Annotated in this window: 15 protein-coding genes; 5 read left to right on the top strand and 10 right to left on the bottom strand. The window is 68.6% G+C overall.

What is annotated here, in order from left to right; all coding sequences use genetic code 11:
* Positions 1–68 precede the first annotated feature (68 nt).
* Complete coding sequence (locus BOQ54_RS05990; RefSeq protein ID WP_071923518.1) at positions 69–632, bottom strand: MarR family winged helix-turn-helix transcriptional regulator; 564 nt, start codon at positions 630–632, stop codon at positions 69–71.
* Positions 633–749: 117 nt separating this feature from the next.
* On the opposite strand from BOQ54_RS05990, the gene BOQ54_RS05985 reads away from it, so the two are divergent.
* Entirely contained in the window at positions 750–1628 is an 879-nt protein-coding gene (locus BOQ54_RS05985) for a DMT family transporter (RefSeq protein ID WP_071923517.1), read from the top strand.
* Here the strand turns inward: BOQ54_RS05985 and BOQ54_RS05980 are convergent, their stop codons facing one another.
* From BOQ54_RS05980 to BOQ54_RS05965, 4 genes are all read right to left on the bottom strand, one after another.
* Complete coding sequence (locus BOQ54_RS05980) at positions 1629–1775, bottom strand: DUF3096 domain-containing protein (RefSeq protein ID WP_019401147.1); 147 nt, start codon at positions 1773–1775, stop codon at positions 1629–1631.
* 268 nt (positions 1776–2043) lie between these two features.
* Positions 2044–4176, bottom strand: coding sequence for a glycine--tRNA ligase subunit beta (glyS, locus tag BOQ54_RS05975; protein WP_071923516.1), 2133 nt, complete (start codon positions 4174–4176; stop codon positions 2044–2046).
* Between the two features lie 7 nt (positions 4177–4183).
* Positions 4184–4882, bottom strand: a complete 699-nt coding sequence (locus BOQ54_RS05970; RefSeq protein WP_071923515.1) for a DUF3800 domain-containing protein — start codon at positions 4880–4882, stop codon at positions 4184–4186.
* A 110-nt stretch (positions 4883–4992) separates the two neighbouring features.
* Positions 4993–5907: a glycine--tRNA ligase subunit alpha gene (locus tag BOQ54_RS05965; protein WP_186438029.1), complete on the bottom strand. Its 915-nt coding sequence runs from the start codon at positions 5905–5907 to the stop codon at positions 4993–4995.
* 256 nt (positions 5908–6163) lie between these two features.
* Between BOQ54_RS05965 and BOQ54_RS05960 the strand changes: the two genes are divergently transcribed.
* Both BOQ54_RS05960 and BOQ54_RS05955 read left to right on the top strand, forming a co-directional pair.
* Positions 6164–6571 carry a hypothetical protein gene (locus tag BOQ54_RS05960; protein WP_071923514.1) on the top strand — a complete coding sequence of 136 codons (408 nt, stop codon included), beginning with the start codon at positions 6164–6166 and terminating at the stop codon, positions 6569–6571.
* 25 nt (positions 6572–6596) lie between these two features.
* Complete coding sequence (locus tag BOQ54_RS05955) at positions 6597–6812, top strand: hypothetical protein (protein ID WP_071923513.1); 216 nt, start codon at positions 6597–6599, stop codon at positions 6810–6812.
* Between the two features lie 7 nt (positions 6813–6819).
* On the opposite strand, the gene BOQ54_RS05950 is transcribed toward BOQ54_RS05955, so the two are convergent.
* Positions 6820–7677: a S49 family peptidase gene (locus tag BOQ54_RS05950; protein ID WP_071923512.1), complete on the bottom strand. Its 858-nt coding sequence runs from the start codon at positions 7675–7677 to the stop codon at positions 6820–6822.
* Between the two features lie 164 nt (positions 7678–7841).
* Between BOQ54_RS05950 and BOQ54_RS05945 the strand changes: the two genes are divergently transcribed.
* Positions 7842–8165 (top strand): hypothetical protein, encoded by a 324-nt coding sequence (locus tag BOQ54_RS05945; RefSeq protein ID WP_063189567.1) that lies wholly within the window; start codon positions 7842–7844, stop codon positions 8163–8165.
* Between the two features lie 3 nt (positions 8166–8168).
* Here the strand turns inward: BOQ54_RS05945 and BOQ54_RS05940 are convergent, their stop codons facing one another.
* Together BOQ54_RS05940 and BOQ54_RS05935 are read right to left on the bottom strand one after the other, a co-directional pair.
* A complete protein-coding gene (locus tag BOQ54_RS05940) occupies positions 8169–8948 on the bottom strand; it encodes a tRNA1(Val) (adenine(37)-N6)-methyltransferase (protein ID WP_055459219.1) in 780 nt (259 codons plus the stop codon).
* Positions 8941–9165 carry a DUF2007 domain-containing protein gene (locus tag BOQ54_RS05935; RefSeq protein ID WP_055459220.1) on the bottom strand — a complete coding sequence of 75 codons (225 nt, stop codon included), beginning with the start codon at positions 9163–9165 and terminating at the stop codon, positions 8941–8943. The genes BOQ54_RS05940 and BOQ54_RS05935 overlap by 8 nt, the downstream gene beginning before the upstream one ends.
* A 146-nt stretch (positions 9166–9311) precedes the next feature.
* Here BOQ54_RS05935 and BOQ54_RS05930 point away from each other — a divergent pair, with 146 nt between their 5' ends.
* The gene (locus BOQ54_RS05930) at positions 9312–10328 is read left to right on the top strand and encodes a polyprenyl synthetase family protein (RefSeq protein WP_071923511.1); all 1017 of its coding nucleotides are present in this window, start codon (positions 9312–9314) and stop codon (positions 10326–10328) included.
* A 3-nt stretch (positions 10329–10331) separates the two neighbouring features.
* Here the strand turns inward: BOQ54_RS05930 and BOQ54_RS05925 are convergent, their stop codons facing one another.
* The gene (locus tag BOQ54_RS05925) at positions 10332–11243 is read right to left on the bottom strand and encodes a 4-(cytidine 5'-diphospho)-2-C-methyl-D-erythritol kinase (RefSeq protein WP_071923510.1); all 912 of its coding nucleotides are present in this window, start codon (positions 11241–11243) and stop codon (positions 10332–10334) included.
* Positions 11244–11363: 120 nt separating this feature from the next.
* Positions 11364–13148, bottom strand: a complete 1785-nt coding sequence (locus tag BOQ54_RS05920; protein WP_071923509.1) for a tetratricopeptide repeat protein — start codon at positions 13146–13148, stop codon at positions 11364–11366.
* Positions 13149–13321: the final 173 nt, after the last annotated feature.

Below are 13321 nucleotides of genomic sequence, written 5' to 3'. Positions count from 1 at the left end.
GAAGGCTTGGCCCATCCGGGCGCAAAAGGCAATGCGCCGAAGGACGGGTGAGTTCCTGCCGCTGCCCCTCAAATCGATTTTGACGGCGGCTCCGCATTGCGCGCTTTCGCCGCAGGCGCGCCCCCCTCCGCCTGGCCCAGCGCGACGATGAGGCGGGCGAGAAGCTCGGACAGTTGCTCGACCTCTCCGGGCGAGAAGGCGGAAAGGATGCGCCGCTCGTTGGCGACATGGTCGACCACGGCCGCATCGACCGTGGCGAGCCCCTTGTCCGTCAGGCGGACGATCACGGCACGCCGGTCCTGCGGCGACGGCTCGCGCGTGATGAAGCCGTTCTTCTCCAGCCGGTCGAGACGGCTCGTCATGGTGCCGGAGGTGAGCATGAGCTGCGACCACAGCGCCGTCGGCGTCAGCGCATAGGGCGCCCCGGAGCGGCGCAGCGAGGCGAGCACGTCGAAGTCGCCCCGGCCGAGGCCGTGGTCGCGGAACACCGCCGCCAGCCGCTCGGAGAGCAGCTGCGCCGCCTGCGACAGCCGGCCGAGCGGCACCATCGGCGAAGGATCGATGTCCGGCCGCTCCCGCCGCCACTGCTCCGCGATGCGCTCCGCACGCTCTGGCCCGATCGCCTCGTCCATCCCGTTTCACCCGCTTGACAGTTATCTTGAATTCAAGATTATTAACTCAAAGATATTCTGCCGTCCGTGGCCGCCCTGCGCAAGGGCGCCCGATGACGCACTGCTCGAGGAACCCGCATGTCCACCGCACTCGCGCTGCTCGTCAGCGTCGGCTTTCTCATCGCCCTGACGGTCAATCTTGCCAAGGGCGCCGCTGCCATCGGCATCACCGGGCCGGAATTCGCCTTCTGGATGGCGCTCGGCGCGGGCGTCGTGCTGCTTGTGTTCGCCGCCGCCCGCGGCGAACGGCCGGCCCTGACGCGCGAACATCTCGTCTATTACGCGCTCGCCGGCCTTCTCGCCGTCGCGGCACCCAACTATATCGGCTTCGAGGTGGCGGCCCGGGCAGGTGCAGCCTATGCCTCGGTGCCCTATGCCCTGTCGCCGCTGATCACCTACGCCCTCGCCGTGTCCGTCAGGATCGACGCGCCGTCCGGCAAGCGCATCGCGGGACTGGTGCTCGGCTGCCTCGGCACGGCGCTCGTCGTCGCCAACATGATCGCGCGGGCCGACGGCACCTCGCCGGCCTGGCTGTTCGCCGCTTTGCTGGTGCCGCTCTCCGTCGCCTTCGGCAATGTGCATCGCACGCTCTACTGGCCGAAGGGCTCCGCGCCGATGGCGCTCGCCGCCGCCATGCTGCTCGCCGGCGCGCTGTGGCTCTCGCCCTTCGTGGCCGTCAACGGCACGCAACTCCTGGCACGCGGACCGGCGAGCGGGTCCGGCGCCATCATCGCGGCGCAGGTCAGCGTCTCGGCGCTGATGTACGTGCTTTACTTCCAGCTGCAGCGTGTCGCAGGGCCGGTCTATCTCAGCCAGATCGGCTATGTGGCGGCCGGCTTCGGCGTGGCCATCGCGGTCGCGGTCTTCGCCGAGACGGTGACGCTCGCGATGCTCGCCGGCCTCGCGCTCATCGCCGGCGGCGTCTTCCTCGTCACGCCCAGGCGCAGCCCGGCCTGATCAGAGTCGGCCGCCGAAGAGCCCGAGGATGCCGACGAGGATGAGGTAGAGCGCGACGATATAGTTGAGCAAGCGCGGCACGATGAGGATCAGCACGCCGGCGATGAGGGCGACCAGCGGCTGGATGACGATGAGATTGGCGGTCATGGCGCTCTCCTGTCAGGGCGTAGTGTCAAGCCCGACAGGCAACGCCGCGCAATCGCCGGTTGTTCCGGCGGTGGCCTTCAGTCCGCCGAACCGCCCTCACGCATCATGCCCGCGCTCGCGGGCGTTCAGCCCCAGGCGCGCATAAGGCGTGGATGGCAACAGCACAGCGCATGCGCGTTGCGTCTCCTGGAAGGGCCGCAAGTCGGACAAGCCCGCCTTGCGTTGAACAAGCCCGGCCATGCCGGCGGCGATCGAGGGCATTCGGTGATCAGCCCTCGATCCTGGAGAAATCCGCCACCTCGCGGGTCGCCTCGCGGATGGCGTTGAGCAGCTTCAGCCGGTTCTCGCGCAGGGCGGGATCCTCGGCATTGACCGTCACCTTGTCGAAGAAGGCATCGACCGCGGGGCGCAGCGCCGCGAGCGCCCGCATGGCGCCCTCAAAATCCTCACGCGCAACGGCTGCAGAGGCGTCGCGCCGCGCCGCATCGAGCGCCACGGCAAGGCCCTTCTCTTCGATCTGGCCGGCCCGGGCAATGAGCGCAAGGTCGGGCGCCCCGCCGTAGCTGCGCCCGTCCTTCTTCTCCTCGATGCGCAGGATGTTGGCGGCCCGCTTGTAGCCGGCGAGCAGGTTCCTGCCGTCCTCGGTGTCGAGGAAGCGGCCGAGCGCCTCCACGCGCCGGACGATGAGCACGAGGTCGTCCTGGCCCTCGAGCGCGAAGACGGCATCGATGAGGTCGTGCCGCGCACCCTTGTCACGCAGATAGACCTTGAGACGGTCGGCGAAGAAGGCGAGGAGGTCCTCGAGCGTCGAGACCTTCGGCGTGCCGGCCGGCAATTCGTAGCTCGACGTCAGCCGGCCGACGACGACGAGATCGTCGAGGAACTGCACGAGCTTCAGCCGGACGCCATTCTCCAGCACCAGCCGGATGACGCCGAGCGCCGCGCGCCTGAGCGCATACGGGTCCTTCGAGCCGGTCGGCTTCTCGTCGATGGACCAGAAGCCGACGAGGGTGTCGAGCTTGTCGGCGAGGGCCACCGCGATGCTGACCGGCGCGTCCGGCACTCGGTCCGACGGGCCCTGCGGCTTGTAATGGTCCTCGACGGCGGCGGCGACCGCCGCATCCTCGCCCTGCTCGGTGGCATAATAGCGACCCATGAGGCCCTGCAGTTCGGGGAACTCGCCGACCATCTCGCTGACGAGATCAGCCTTGGCGAGGCGTGCGGCCCGCTCGGCCTTGTCCGCATCGGCCCCGACGATCGGGGCAAGCTCGCGCGCCAGCGCGGCGAGGCGCGCGACGCGCTCGCCCTGGGTGCCAAGCTTCTCGTGGAAGACGATCGAATCGAGCTTCGGCAGCCGGTCTTCCAGCCTCGTGCGCTTGTCCGTCTCCCAGAAGAACTTGGCGTCCGACAGGCGGGCGCGCACCACGCGGCCGTTGCCGGCGACGATGGCCGCGCCGCCGTCCTTCGCCTCGACGTTGGACACGAGGATGAAGCGGTTGGCGAGCTTGCCCGTCTTGCCGTCGCGCAGCACGAAACATTTCTGGTTGGCGCGGATGGTGGCGCGGATCACCTCCGGCGGCACGGCGAGAAAGTCCTCGTCGAAGGAGCCCATCAGCACGACCGGCCACTCGACGAGGCCGGCCACCTCTTCCAGCAGCCCCTCGTCCTCGACGAGCTCGAGCCCCTGCGCGAAGGCGAGATTCCTCGCCTCGTTGAGGATGATGTCCTTGCGCCGGTCAAGATCGAGCACGACCTTGGCCTGTTCCAGCGACGTGACGTAGTCGTCGTAGCGGCGCACGAGGATGAGGCCCGGCGCCATGAAGCGGTGGCCGAAGGTCACGTCCGAGGAGGCGATGCCGCCCACCTCGAAGCGCACCACGTCCGGCATCTCGGTCTCGGGGCCGAAGGTGCACAGGATGGAGTGCAGCGGCCGCACCCAGCGCAGCGCGCCCGGCTCCGCGGAGGCTTTGCCCCAGCGCATCGACTTCGGCCAGGGGAAGCTGCGGATGACGTCGGGCACGATCTCGGCGACGACCTCGGGCGTGTCGCGGCCCGGGCGCTCGATGACGGCGACGTAAAACTCGCCCTTCTTCGGGTCGGCGACGACCTTCGCCTCGTCGAGAGAGACGAGGCCGGCGCTGTTCAGGAAACCCTGCACGGCGCTCTCGGGCGCGCCGACGCGAGGGCCCTTCTTCTCCTCGCGCACGTCCGGCTGCCGGGCCGGCAAGCCGACGACCTGCAGGGCGAGCCGGCGCGGCGTCACATAGGCCCTGGCGCCCTCATAGACGAGGCCACGCTCGACGAGCGCGTCGGTGACGAGCTTCTTCAGGTCCTCCGCCGCCTTGCGCTGCATGCGGGCAGGGATTTCTTCGCAGAAGAGTTCGAGGAGAAGATCGGGCATAGTTCCGTCAATCTTGCCGCTTCACGAGGAGGCCATGGGTAACACCACCTTCGGCAGCGAACATGCCGTCGATGACGTCGTAAAATTCACTGTCGTCTTTCTCGTATCTGCGCCAAAGCGCATATGACACGAGATCGGCGAACTGAACGAGACACGAGGCAGCCGAGTCGACGAAAAACGGCACATCTGCAAGGTTGTGTAACTTGCCATTGCGATGCCCGGAAAATCGGAACTCGGTCGTCAGCGCCTGAATGCGCGTCTCCATTGTCGACTTGTCGAAGACGATGAGCCCGCGCTGGGAATTGCCGTCGAGATGCATGCGCCGGAGTGTCTTGTCAAAGCGAGATGCAATCTCTTCAAAAGCATATTCCACCGGATCTTCGGGGCTCACGGCTGCCTTATCGACGACAACACCGAAAAGCGCCCATTGCCCATAGAGCCTGCGAACGCAGGCGAGCGCATCCAGCAGCACGGTGCGGCGACGGCTCTGGGGAAATTTCCGCCAGTAACCGCGCCCGGCAAGAATCTGATTGCCGTGAAATTCGAGCTTCTTCGGCTCGGGGTGGTCGAGCGTCGCGGCGAGCTTGTCGAGCTCGGTTTCAAGATAGAAGGTCTGGCGCTCGAAGACGCTCACCCCCGCCAGAACGAAATGTCGCTCGGCGGCATTCTTGGGTGATCCGGCGTCGTCGAGATAGAGGATGTGCATAAGAAAAGCAGCCGAGTGAACACCTGGTTCAGCGGACCGCATAGGGCAGCCCTCTCGACCGCATGTCTGATATGACGACAGACGGTCGAGAAATCAAGGGACGTTGTATCTCACATTCCGCCCCCTTCCGTCGCCAGCCATGCCGCGCCGCAAGCCTTGGCGAGCTCGCGCACGCGCAAGATGTAGCTCTGGCGCTCGGTGACCGAGATGACGCCGCGAGCGTCGAGCAGATTGAAGACGTGGCTCGCCTTGATGCACTGGTCATAGGCCGGCAGGGCGAGCTTGTGGCGCCTGTCGTTGTCGCCGTCGCCCGCCGTGCCCGCCGCGATCAGGCGGCGGCATTCCTCCTCCGCGTCCTTGAAGTGGCGGAAGAGCATCTCGGTGTCGGCATGTTCGAAGTTGTGGCGCGAATATTCCTGCTCGGCCTGCAGGAAGATCTCGCCATAGGTGACCTTGTTCGCCCCCTCGCCACCGTTGAAGTTGAGGTCGTAGACGTTCTCCACGCCCTGGACATACATGGCGAGGCGCTCGAGCCCGTAGGTCAATTCACCCGCCACCGGCGCGCATTCGAAGCCCGCCACCTGCTGAAAGTAGGTGAACTGGCTCACCTCCATGCCGTCGCACCAGCACTCCCAGCCGAGGCCCCAGGCGCCGAGCGTCGGGCTTTCCCAGTCGTCCTCGACGAAACGGATGTCGTGCAGCGCCGGATCGATGCCGATGGCATAGAGCGACTGCAGGTAGAGGTCCTGCAGGTCCTTCGGGCTCGGCTTCAGGATGACCTGGAACTGATAGTAATGCTGCAGGCGGTTGGGGTTTTCGCCGTAGCGCCCGTCCTTCGGCCGGCGTGAGGGCTGCACGTAGGCCGCCCGCCAGGGCTTGGGGCCGAGCGCCCTCAGCGTCGTCGCCGGATGGAAGGTGCCGGCTCCAACCTCCATGTCGTAGGGCTGCAGGATGACGCAGCCGCGCTCCGCCCAGAAGCGCTGCAGGGTGAGGATCAGCCCCTGGAAGGATCGCGCGGGGCTCATGTGGCTATCAGTCATCCGTTCGGCCGCGCTCATCGCCGCCCCTTCATCGAGAACATCCGTCCGCCCGCAGGCGGGATCGCGGCAACCTAGCCGCCGGGCCTTTCAAGTCAACGGCTTCCTCTGCGCATGAAGGCACCTTCCCCCGGCTCACCCCATGGTTGCAGGCCAGGTGCAGCGGCGCACATCGCCAGGAAGAGGCGCAGGGCATGCTCCTGTCGTCGGCGGAACGAACCGCCTACGGAACCGGAGAACGGCCATGACGACCATGACCAAGACCACGCGGGCCACCATGCTCGCCCTCGCCCTCGCCACAGGTGCCGCCGGGATGTTCACCCTCACCGCCGCATCCCCTACCCTCGCCCAGTCCGCCGGCGGCGGACAGGGCGGTGGCGGCGGTGGCGGAGCCGGCGGCCTGGGCAGCTCCGGCGAGGGCGGCAACGATCATGAGATCTACCGTCGCATCCTGGCGCGAGACCGCCTCACCCGCGCCAGCAGTTCCAATTGCCAGCCGGGCGCGGCCTGCAACAGGCGCGTACCGCCGCGTCGACCGCCGCAGCTGCAGGCCGCAAGCGCCGACGATAGCTGCGGCATGCCGCTGCGCGTCGTCTATGACCGCAACGGCCATGCCCTCTGGTACGCCTGCCAACCTCTCCCGCAGCGCTGAACAATCGGAAATCGGGGCCCCCGCCATGCGCACGTTGCTCGCCATCACCGCCCTTGCCGCGCTTTCCGCGGCGCTGACACCCCTCGCCGTCAGCGCCATGGGCAGGGGGCCAGTCATGACGGAGACCGCCGGCTCGCCGGCGGTCTCCCGCTCCGGACGGTCGCAGACCGCACCGTGCCTCAAGCCGATCCGGGTGGTCTATGGCGGCTACGGGGAGCCGGTGGTCTGCCGCGACCGCTGAGCGGCCTCTAAAGGCCGAAGCGTCCCCAGCGCGCCCGCTCCTCCAGCGCGGCGACAACTTCGGCAGGATCGACGAAGGCCGAGGCCTCAGACCTGCCCAGGAGCCCACGTGAGAACAGCGATCGCCGGTCGGCGACCAGCGGCAGGCGCACGTTGTCGCCGAAGCGCTGGCGCATCACCGAACGGAGATCGCCGATGCCGTCGATGATGCCAAGGTCGAGGGCTTCCTGCGCCGACCAGAAGGCGCCCGAAAAGAGCTCGTCGTCGCTGCCATGGAGGCGGGCGCCGCGCCGCTCGCGCACGATGGCGATGAACTTGCGATGGATCTCGGCCTGGATGTCCTTGAGGCGTGCCACGTCTTCCGGCCGCTCGGGCCGGAACGGGTCGAGGATCATCTTGCGGTCGCCCGCCGTGTAGACGCGCCGCTCTATGCCGAGGCGCTCAATGAGCCTGTCGAAGCCGAATCCAGCCGAGACGACGCCGATGGAGCCGACGAGCGAGAAGGAATCGGCGAAGATCTCGTCGGCCGCGAGCAAAAGCATGTAGCCGCCCGAAGCGGCGATATCCTCGGCGAAGGCGAAGACCGGCACTTCCTTCTCGTCGGCCAGGGCGCGCACACGCTGCATGATGAGATGCGACTGCACCGGTGACCCACCCGGCGAATTGACGATGACGGCCACCGCCGCGACATCGCCGAAGCCGAACGCCGTCTCGAGCGACCTCGCCACGGATTCGAGGGTGATGTTGGAGCGCAGCGGCATGGGCATGCCGATGGTGCCCTGCAGGCGCACGACCGGTACCAGCGGCTGGCGGGCGCGGAAGCGTGCGGGCAGGAAGCGTCTCAGGAACAGGGGCGCTGAAACCATGGCACCTTGCGGGATGGCAGTGCAGGGCCGCCAGCATAGCCGCCCCCCGGGGGGAAACAAGGCGCGGATGTTTCCATACATCGTCGGTTCATGTGCCATCACCCATGATGTCCGGGATTTCGCCGGAAAGGCTCCGCCCGAAGCCGGCGAGGAAGGAGGAAGTGATGTTCCGCATGAGCAGGATCGGTGCAGCGGCGCTGTTTGCCGCTCTTCTCGGCCTGACGGCCGCCCAGCCGGCAGCGGCAAGCCCGCTCGCCACCTCGCAGGGCGCCAGCCAGCTGGCCACGACGGCGACAGGCGTCGAGAAAGTGCAGTACTACTACGGCCCGCCACGCCGCTATTGGGGACACCCGCGATATCACCGCCGCCACTGGCGCGGGCATCGCTGGCGCGACGGCCGCTACTGGGGACCGCCGCCGCGGTCGCGCGTCGTCTGCCGCACCGTCTTCACCGATTGGGGACCGCGCCGCGTTTGCCGCAGGTGGTGACCATCAGCCCATCGCGACGGACGCCCTGCCCCGATGCACGGCGTCCGCCTCCGGCGTGAAGCGTCCATCCGGCTCGTGGAGCACGAAGCCGGGCAGCAGCCGCAGCGGGGCGCGACTGCCCCTGCGGGCAGCGACGAGCAGCCGTACGGCAGGCCTGTCAGGGCGGGGGTGGACCGGGCGCACGACAATGTCACCGAAGCGGCCTGCCAGCGCCGCAAGGAGCCCGGCGAGCCCGTCCGCCCGGTGAATGAGAACGAGGCGTCCGTCCGGCACGAGCACGTCTGCAGCGGCGCGCAACCATCCCACAAGAGCGGCGTCGGCCATGACGTGCGCTGCCCGGCGCGCCGCATCGGGCGAGTTCCGCACCCGCCCCGCGGGCCAGAAGGGCGGATTCGTCGCCACGAGATCGGCCGAACATGCGGACAGTCCGGCCTTCCGCCGCATGGCGGCCGGCGCAAGGATATCGGCCTCGCATACCGAGAAGCGGCCTTCGAACCCGTTGAGCACAACATTGCGCCGCGCCAGCGCAGCGAGCGCCGGATCGTTCTCGACGAGCACGACGCGGCAAGACGGGTGAAGCGCCGCGACCATGAGGCCGACGGCACCGACGCCGGCACCGAAATCGGCCACCGTCTCCGCGCCCACCGCACCGCACGCCGCCGCCAGCAGCACGGCATCCGACCCGGCCCGGTGACCCTTGCGAGGCTGCACGAGCCGCAGGCGCCCGTCGAGCATGGCATCCTCGGTCACGTCGCCGCAAGCGGCCGGCTCCCCGTCATGCATCGCGCAGCTCTGCCGCAAACCCCGCATCGCCGAGAAGGCGGCGCGCCCGGACCTCCTCGTCATCGGCAACGAGCAGGCGCCGCTGGAAGGCGCCGATTGATCCCTCGAGGATGCTCATATGCGCATCGGCGACGAAACAGGGGATGTCGGCGGCCTTGAGAAGCGCCTCGGCAGCCCCCAGAAGCACGATATCGTTGGTGCGCATGAGTTCCTTCATTCCCCCGCCTTCCTGCGCCCGAGAGCCTGGCCGGTCCCGCCTTGCGGCAACGGGGCCCGTTGCGGCCCGTCATTGGTGCGTGCAAGGTGCAGCAAATATCGCTATTTGTCGCGGCTGCTGGTGGCGTCAAGTTGGAGGAAGAGAGCGTGGGTGTCGTCGTCCCCATGGAGGAGCGCACGCGGGAGCAGACCGGTATAGACAGGCTGGTGGCGCTGGTCTCCCCCGGCATGGCCCGCGTCAACCAGATGATCCTGTCGCGGACAGGTTCGGACGTGGCGATGATTCCCGAGGTCGCCAACCATCTCATCTCTTCCGGCGGCAAGCGCCTGCGCCCGATGCTGACGCTCGCCACCGCCCAGCTCTGCGGCTACGAAGGCGACGGCGATGTCAAGCTCGCCGCGAGCGTCGAGTTCATGCATACCGCGACACTGCTGCACGACGACGTGGTGGACGAGAGTGACATGCGCCGCGGCAAGCTCGCCGCCCGCATGCTGTGGGGCAACGAGGCGAGCGTGCTCGTCGGCGATTTCCTGCTCGGCCAGGCCTTCAAGATGATGGTCGAGGTCGGCTCGCTCGATGCGCTCGCCGTGCTCGCCGATGCGGCGGCCGTCATCGCCGAGGGCGAGGTGTGGCAGCTGTCGGCAGCCAAGAACCTTGCCACCACCGAGCAGGGCTATCTTGCCGTGGTGGAGGCGAAGACGGCCGCGCTCTTTGCCGCCGCCTGCGAGGTCGGCCCCATTCTCGCCGCCCGCCCGGCCCACGAACGGGCCGCCTGCCGCAGCTACGGCACCAGCCTCGGCATCGCCTTCCAGCTCATCGACGATGCGCTCGACTACGGCGGCTCCAGCGCCAGCCTCGGTAAGAACGTCGGCGACGACTTCCGCGAGGGCAAGATCACTCTGCCCGTCGTGCTCTCACTCGCGCGGGGCGACGAGGCCGAGCGCGCCTTCTGGCACCGCACGCTGGAGAAGGGCGAGGTGCGCGACGAGGACCTCGCCGAGGCGCAGCGCATCATGCGCCGCCACGGGGCCATCGACGACACCATCGCGCGGGCCCGCACCTATGGCGATGCTGCTTGCGAGGCGCTGTCCACCTTCCCTGACGGGCCGATGAAGACGGCGCTCCTCGACGCCGTCGCCTTCTGCATCGCCCGCGCCTACTGACCGTCAGCGCAGAGAGGTCGCGCGCGCCCACCACGCCGGGCGCGCGGCGGCGATCGCGCGGCGCCCACGCGCTGCGGCACGGCAATCGTCGAACAGGCCGAAGACGGTCGCGCCCGAGCCTGACATGCGGGCGAGCCGGCACTCCGGCAGGCTGCGCAGCAGGGCGAGAGCTTCCGCGATCGCCGGCGACAGCGACCTCGCCGGCGCCTCAAGATCGTTGCGCGCCTTGGCGAGCACGGCGAGAACCTCGCTCCGGCCACATCCGTCAGCCGGCGCCACCGGCTGCAGTGTCGGCTCCCTCATCGTACCGGCACGAAGCCCGAGGCCGCGAAAGACGTCGGCCGTCGCCAGCGGCGTGCGCGGATTGACGAGGACGGCGAAGAGCCGCGGCAGGCCGAGCGGCGGTGCGAGGACATCGCCGATGCCGGCCATGACCCGCGCCCGGCCGTCGAGGCAGACGGGCACGTCCGCGCCCGTCGCAACGGCGGCGGCGCGGATGGCCGGGTCGTCGAGGCCGAGGCCGTTGAGCCGCGCCATGAGGCGCAGCGCCGCCGCCGCGTCGGACGAACCGCCGCCGAGGCCGGCCGCAACCGGCAGGCGCTTGTCGAGATGGAAATGTCCGGCCACGAGGCCCGGCCGCCGGGCCATGAGATGGTGCACGGCCCGCAGCACGAGGTTGTCCTGCCCGCCACCCGCGGCCTCCGCGCCCGGGCCGGAGACCGTGAGACCGAGCGGCCGGACGGGATCGAGCGACAGGCGGTCGCCGCAGCCGGCGAAGGCGACGAGGCTTTCGAGCAGATGATAGCCATCCGCCCGCCGGCCGGTGACGTGCAGCGACAGGTTCACCTTGGCCGGCGCACGCTCGACGAGGAGATGGCCGGCGGGGGCGGGAGGAAGGTGCGGCTGCACGGTCATGAGCGGTTATCGGACTGCAGCCGGGTTCTCATCCTGAGGGAGTGCTGACGCTGGCATCTCCCTCTCCGCCGGCCGGGAGAAGGAGACGTGCCACGGCGCCGTCATCCGAAAGCCCGCCCCTCACCCGCCGTTCTTCGGCTTCTCGACGGCCTCGGCGGCCGCGGGCTTTTCCTCGTCCGGCAGGCCCTTCTCGATCTTCTCGAGGATCTTGACGAGGTCCTCGGGCTCGGGGTCGAGGTCGCGCGCGTGGTTCCACTGGAACTTCGCCTCGAGCTTGCGGCCCGTGCGCCAGTAGGCGTCGCCGAGGTGGTCGTTGATCGTGGGGTCGGACGGGCGCAGCTCGATAGCGCGCTCCAGCTCGCGCACCGCATCGTCGTAGCGTCCGAGGCGGTAATAGGCCCAGCCGAGGCTGTCGACGATATAGCCGTCCCGCGGCCTGAGCTCGACGGCCCGCTTCAGCATCTCGAAGGCCTCGTCGAGGTTCATGTGCCGGTCGACCCACGAATAGCCGAGATAGTTGAGCACGAGCGCCCGGTCGCTGCCGACGCTCTCGGGCGCGAGTTCGAGGGCCTTCTTGAAGTCGGCCTCGGCCTTCGGCCATTCCTTCGAGCGCTCGTAGGCGATGCCGCGGAAGTAGAAGAGCGTCCAGCGCGACTGGTCGGGCGTGCCGATGGCCTCGACGGCGCGGGTGTAGACCTCGGCCGCCGCGGCGAAGTCCTTGCGCGAGCGCAGGAGGTTGCCGAGCGCGATCAGGCCCTCGACATCGTCCGGATTGGCGGCGATCAGTTCCTCGAGATGCTTCTGGGCCCTGTCCTTCTCGCCCATGAGCTCCAGCGAGACGGCAATCTGGATGTCGATGCTCGACCTGAGCGGCGAGTTCGCCGGCATCGTCTCGAAAACCTCGATGGCCGAAGCATATTGCTTGAGCCGCTCCAGCATGTCGCCGAGCGTGACGATGGCAAGCTCGTGCTTCGGTGCGAGGAAGGTCGCAAGGCGCAGATAGATGAGCGCCGCAATCTCATCGCCCTGGCTGTTGCCCGCAGCCCCGAGGCCGTAGAGCACCTCGGCCGCCCCCTCCTGGGTGTTGGCGACGAGGGACGGCAGGCGCTCTCCGGCGTCGAGGCGCTTCAGCGCATCCTGCACGATCGGGTTGCGCGGCAGCAGCCGGTCGAAGGCCTCGTAGACGCGCCGGGCCTCCTCCGCCTCGCCGCGCACGGACAGGAGCCGCCCGTAGGCGTCGACGACGCGCAGCGTCGTGCGCTCGACGTCGTAGGCCGCCTTCAGCCGGTTCTCCGCCTCGCGGCGATTGCCGCCGACAGCGGCGATGAGACCCGCGTGATAGTCGCGGAAGACGTTGTAGGAATTTTCGCCCTTGAGCCGCTCGACCGTGTCGAGCGCGCGGCGCAGGTTGCCCGAGCCGACCCAGGACCAGGCTGACAGCAGGGTCGCCGTCAGGTCCGCCGCGCGGCCGCGCCCGCCGCTGCCGAGATACTTGCGCGCGGTGACATAGCGCCGCGCCTTCATCGCCTCGACACCGAGGGCAAGGCGCGCAAGGCCGTTGTTGGCGTCGCGCTGCAGCAGCTGGCGCGCGGCCGAGAAGGCCTCCTCCATATCGCCGTTGGCGAGCAGCGCGACGAAGGCGCGCTCCAGGAGTTCCGGATTGCGGGGATCGTCCCGCAACGCCTCGCGGAAGTAGAGCGCCGCCGCCCGCGTGTCGCGCGCCGATCCGGCGACCACTGCTGCAAGATAGTTGCCCTCGACGCTCTCGGCCGGCCCGGGCAGGCTGTCGATGGCGAGTTCCACGTCCTCAGCTTTGGCCGAGAGCGTGCCCGGCTGCCCGAAGGCCATGACGGAAAAGATGCAGCAAGCCGAAATGGCAATGCGCGAGAAGCGCCTGAAGGTCATGTGAATCACGTGTTCTCTTGCCGCCCTTGCGCCGCTTGCGGGGGAAGCGCGGCGCCTTCTTCTATCACCGCGCAACATGACCTTTTTGCGGTGCATCGGCAATAGCGGCGGGTAAACGAACGACCCGTCGGCATCGAGCCGGGCGCGACGGCCACGGCTCGATGCCGAACGGC

Source organism: Chelatococcus daeguensis, from assembly GCF_001887265.1.
GTDB lineage: Bacteria > Pseudomonadota > Alphaproteobacteria > Rhizobiales > Beijerinckiaceae > Chelatococcus_A > Chelatococcus_A sambhunathii.
Note: the sequence above shows the minus strand (reverse complement) of the source record. Positions and strands in the feature narration are given on the sequence as shown.

Bases quoted from the DNA above. Each gene is read 5' to 3' on its own strand.
- BOQ54_RS05990 (WP_071923518.1), bottom strand. From the start codon at position 632: ATGGACGAGGCGATCGGGCCAGAGCGTGCGGAGCGCATCGCGGAGCAG.
- BOQ54_RS05985 (WP_071923517.1), top strand. From the start codon at position 750: ATGTCCACCGCACTCGCGCTGCTCGTCAGCGTCGGCTTTCTCATCGCC.
- BOQ54_RS05980 (WP_019401147.1), bottom strand. From the start codon at position 1,775: ATGACCGCCAATCTCATCGTCATCCAGCCGCTGGTCGCCCTCATCGCC.
- glyS (WP_071923516.1), bottom strand. From the start codon at position 4,176: ATGCCCGATCTTCTCCTCGAACTCTTCTGCGAAGAAATCCCTGCCCGC.
- BOQ54_RS05970 (WP_071923515.1), bottom strand. From the start codon at position 4,882: ATGCACATCCTCTATCTCGACGACGCCGGATCACCCAAGAATGCCGCC.
- BOQ54_RS05965 (WP_186438029.1), bottom strand. From the start codon at position 5,907: ATGAGCCCCGCGCGATCCTTCCAGGGGCTGATCCTCACCCTGCAGCGC.
- BOQ54_RS05960 (WP_071923514.1), top strand. From the start codon at position 6,164: ATGACGACCATGACCAAGACCACGCGGGCCACCATGCTCGCCCTCGCC.
- BOQ54_RS05955 (WP_071923513.1), top strand. From the start codon at position 6,597: ATGCGCACGTTGCTCGCCATCACCGCCCTTGCCGCGCTTTCCGCGGCG.
- BOQ54_RS05950 (WP_071923512.1), bottom strand. From the start codon at position 7,677: ATGGTTTCAGCGCCCCTGTTCCTGAGACGCTTCCTGCCCGCACGCTTC.
- BOQ54_RS05945 (WP_063189567.1), top strand. From the start codon at position 7,842: ATGTTCCGCATGAGCAGGATCGGTGCAGCGGCGCTGTTTGCCGCTCTT.
- BOQ54_RS05940 (WP_055459219.1), bottom strand. From the start codon at position 8,948: ATGCATGACGGGGAGCCGGCCGCTTGCGGCGACGTGACCGAGGATGCC.
- BOQ54_RS05935 (WP_055459220.1), bottom strand. From the start codon at position 9,165: ATGAAGGAACTCATGCGCACCAACGATATCGTGCTTCTGGGGGCTGCC.
- BOQ54_RS05925 (WP_071923510.1), bottom strand. From the start codon at position 11,243: ATGACCGTGCAGCCGCACCTTCCTCCCGCCCCCGCCGGCCATCTCCTC.
- BOQ54_RS05920 (WP_071923509.1), bottom strand. From the start codon at position 13,148: ATGACCTTCAGGCGCTTCTCGCGCATTGCCATTTCGGCTTGCTGCATC.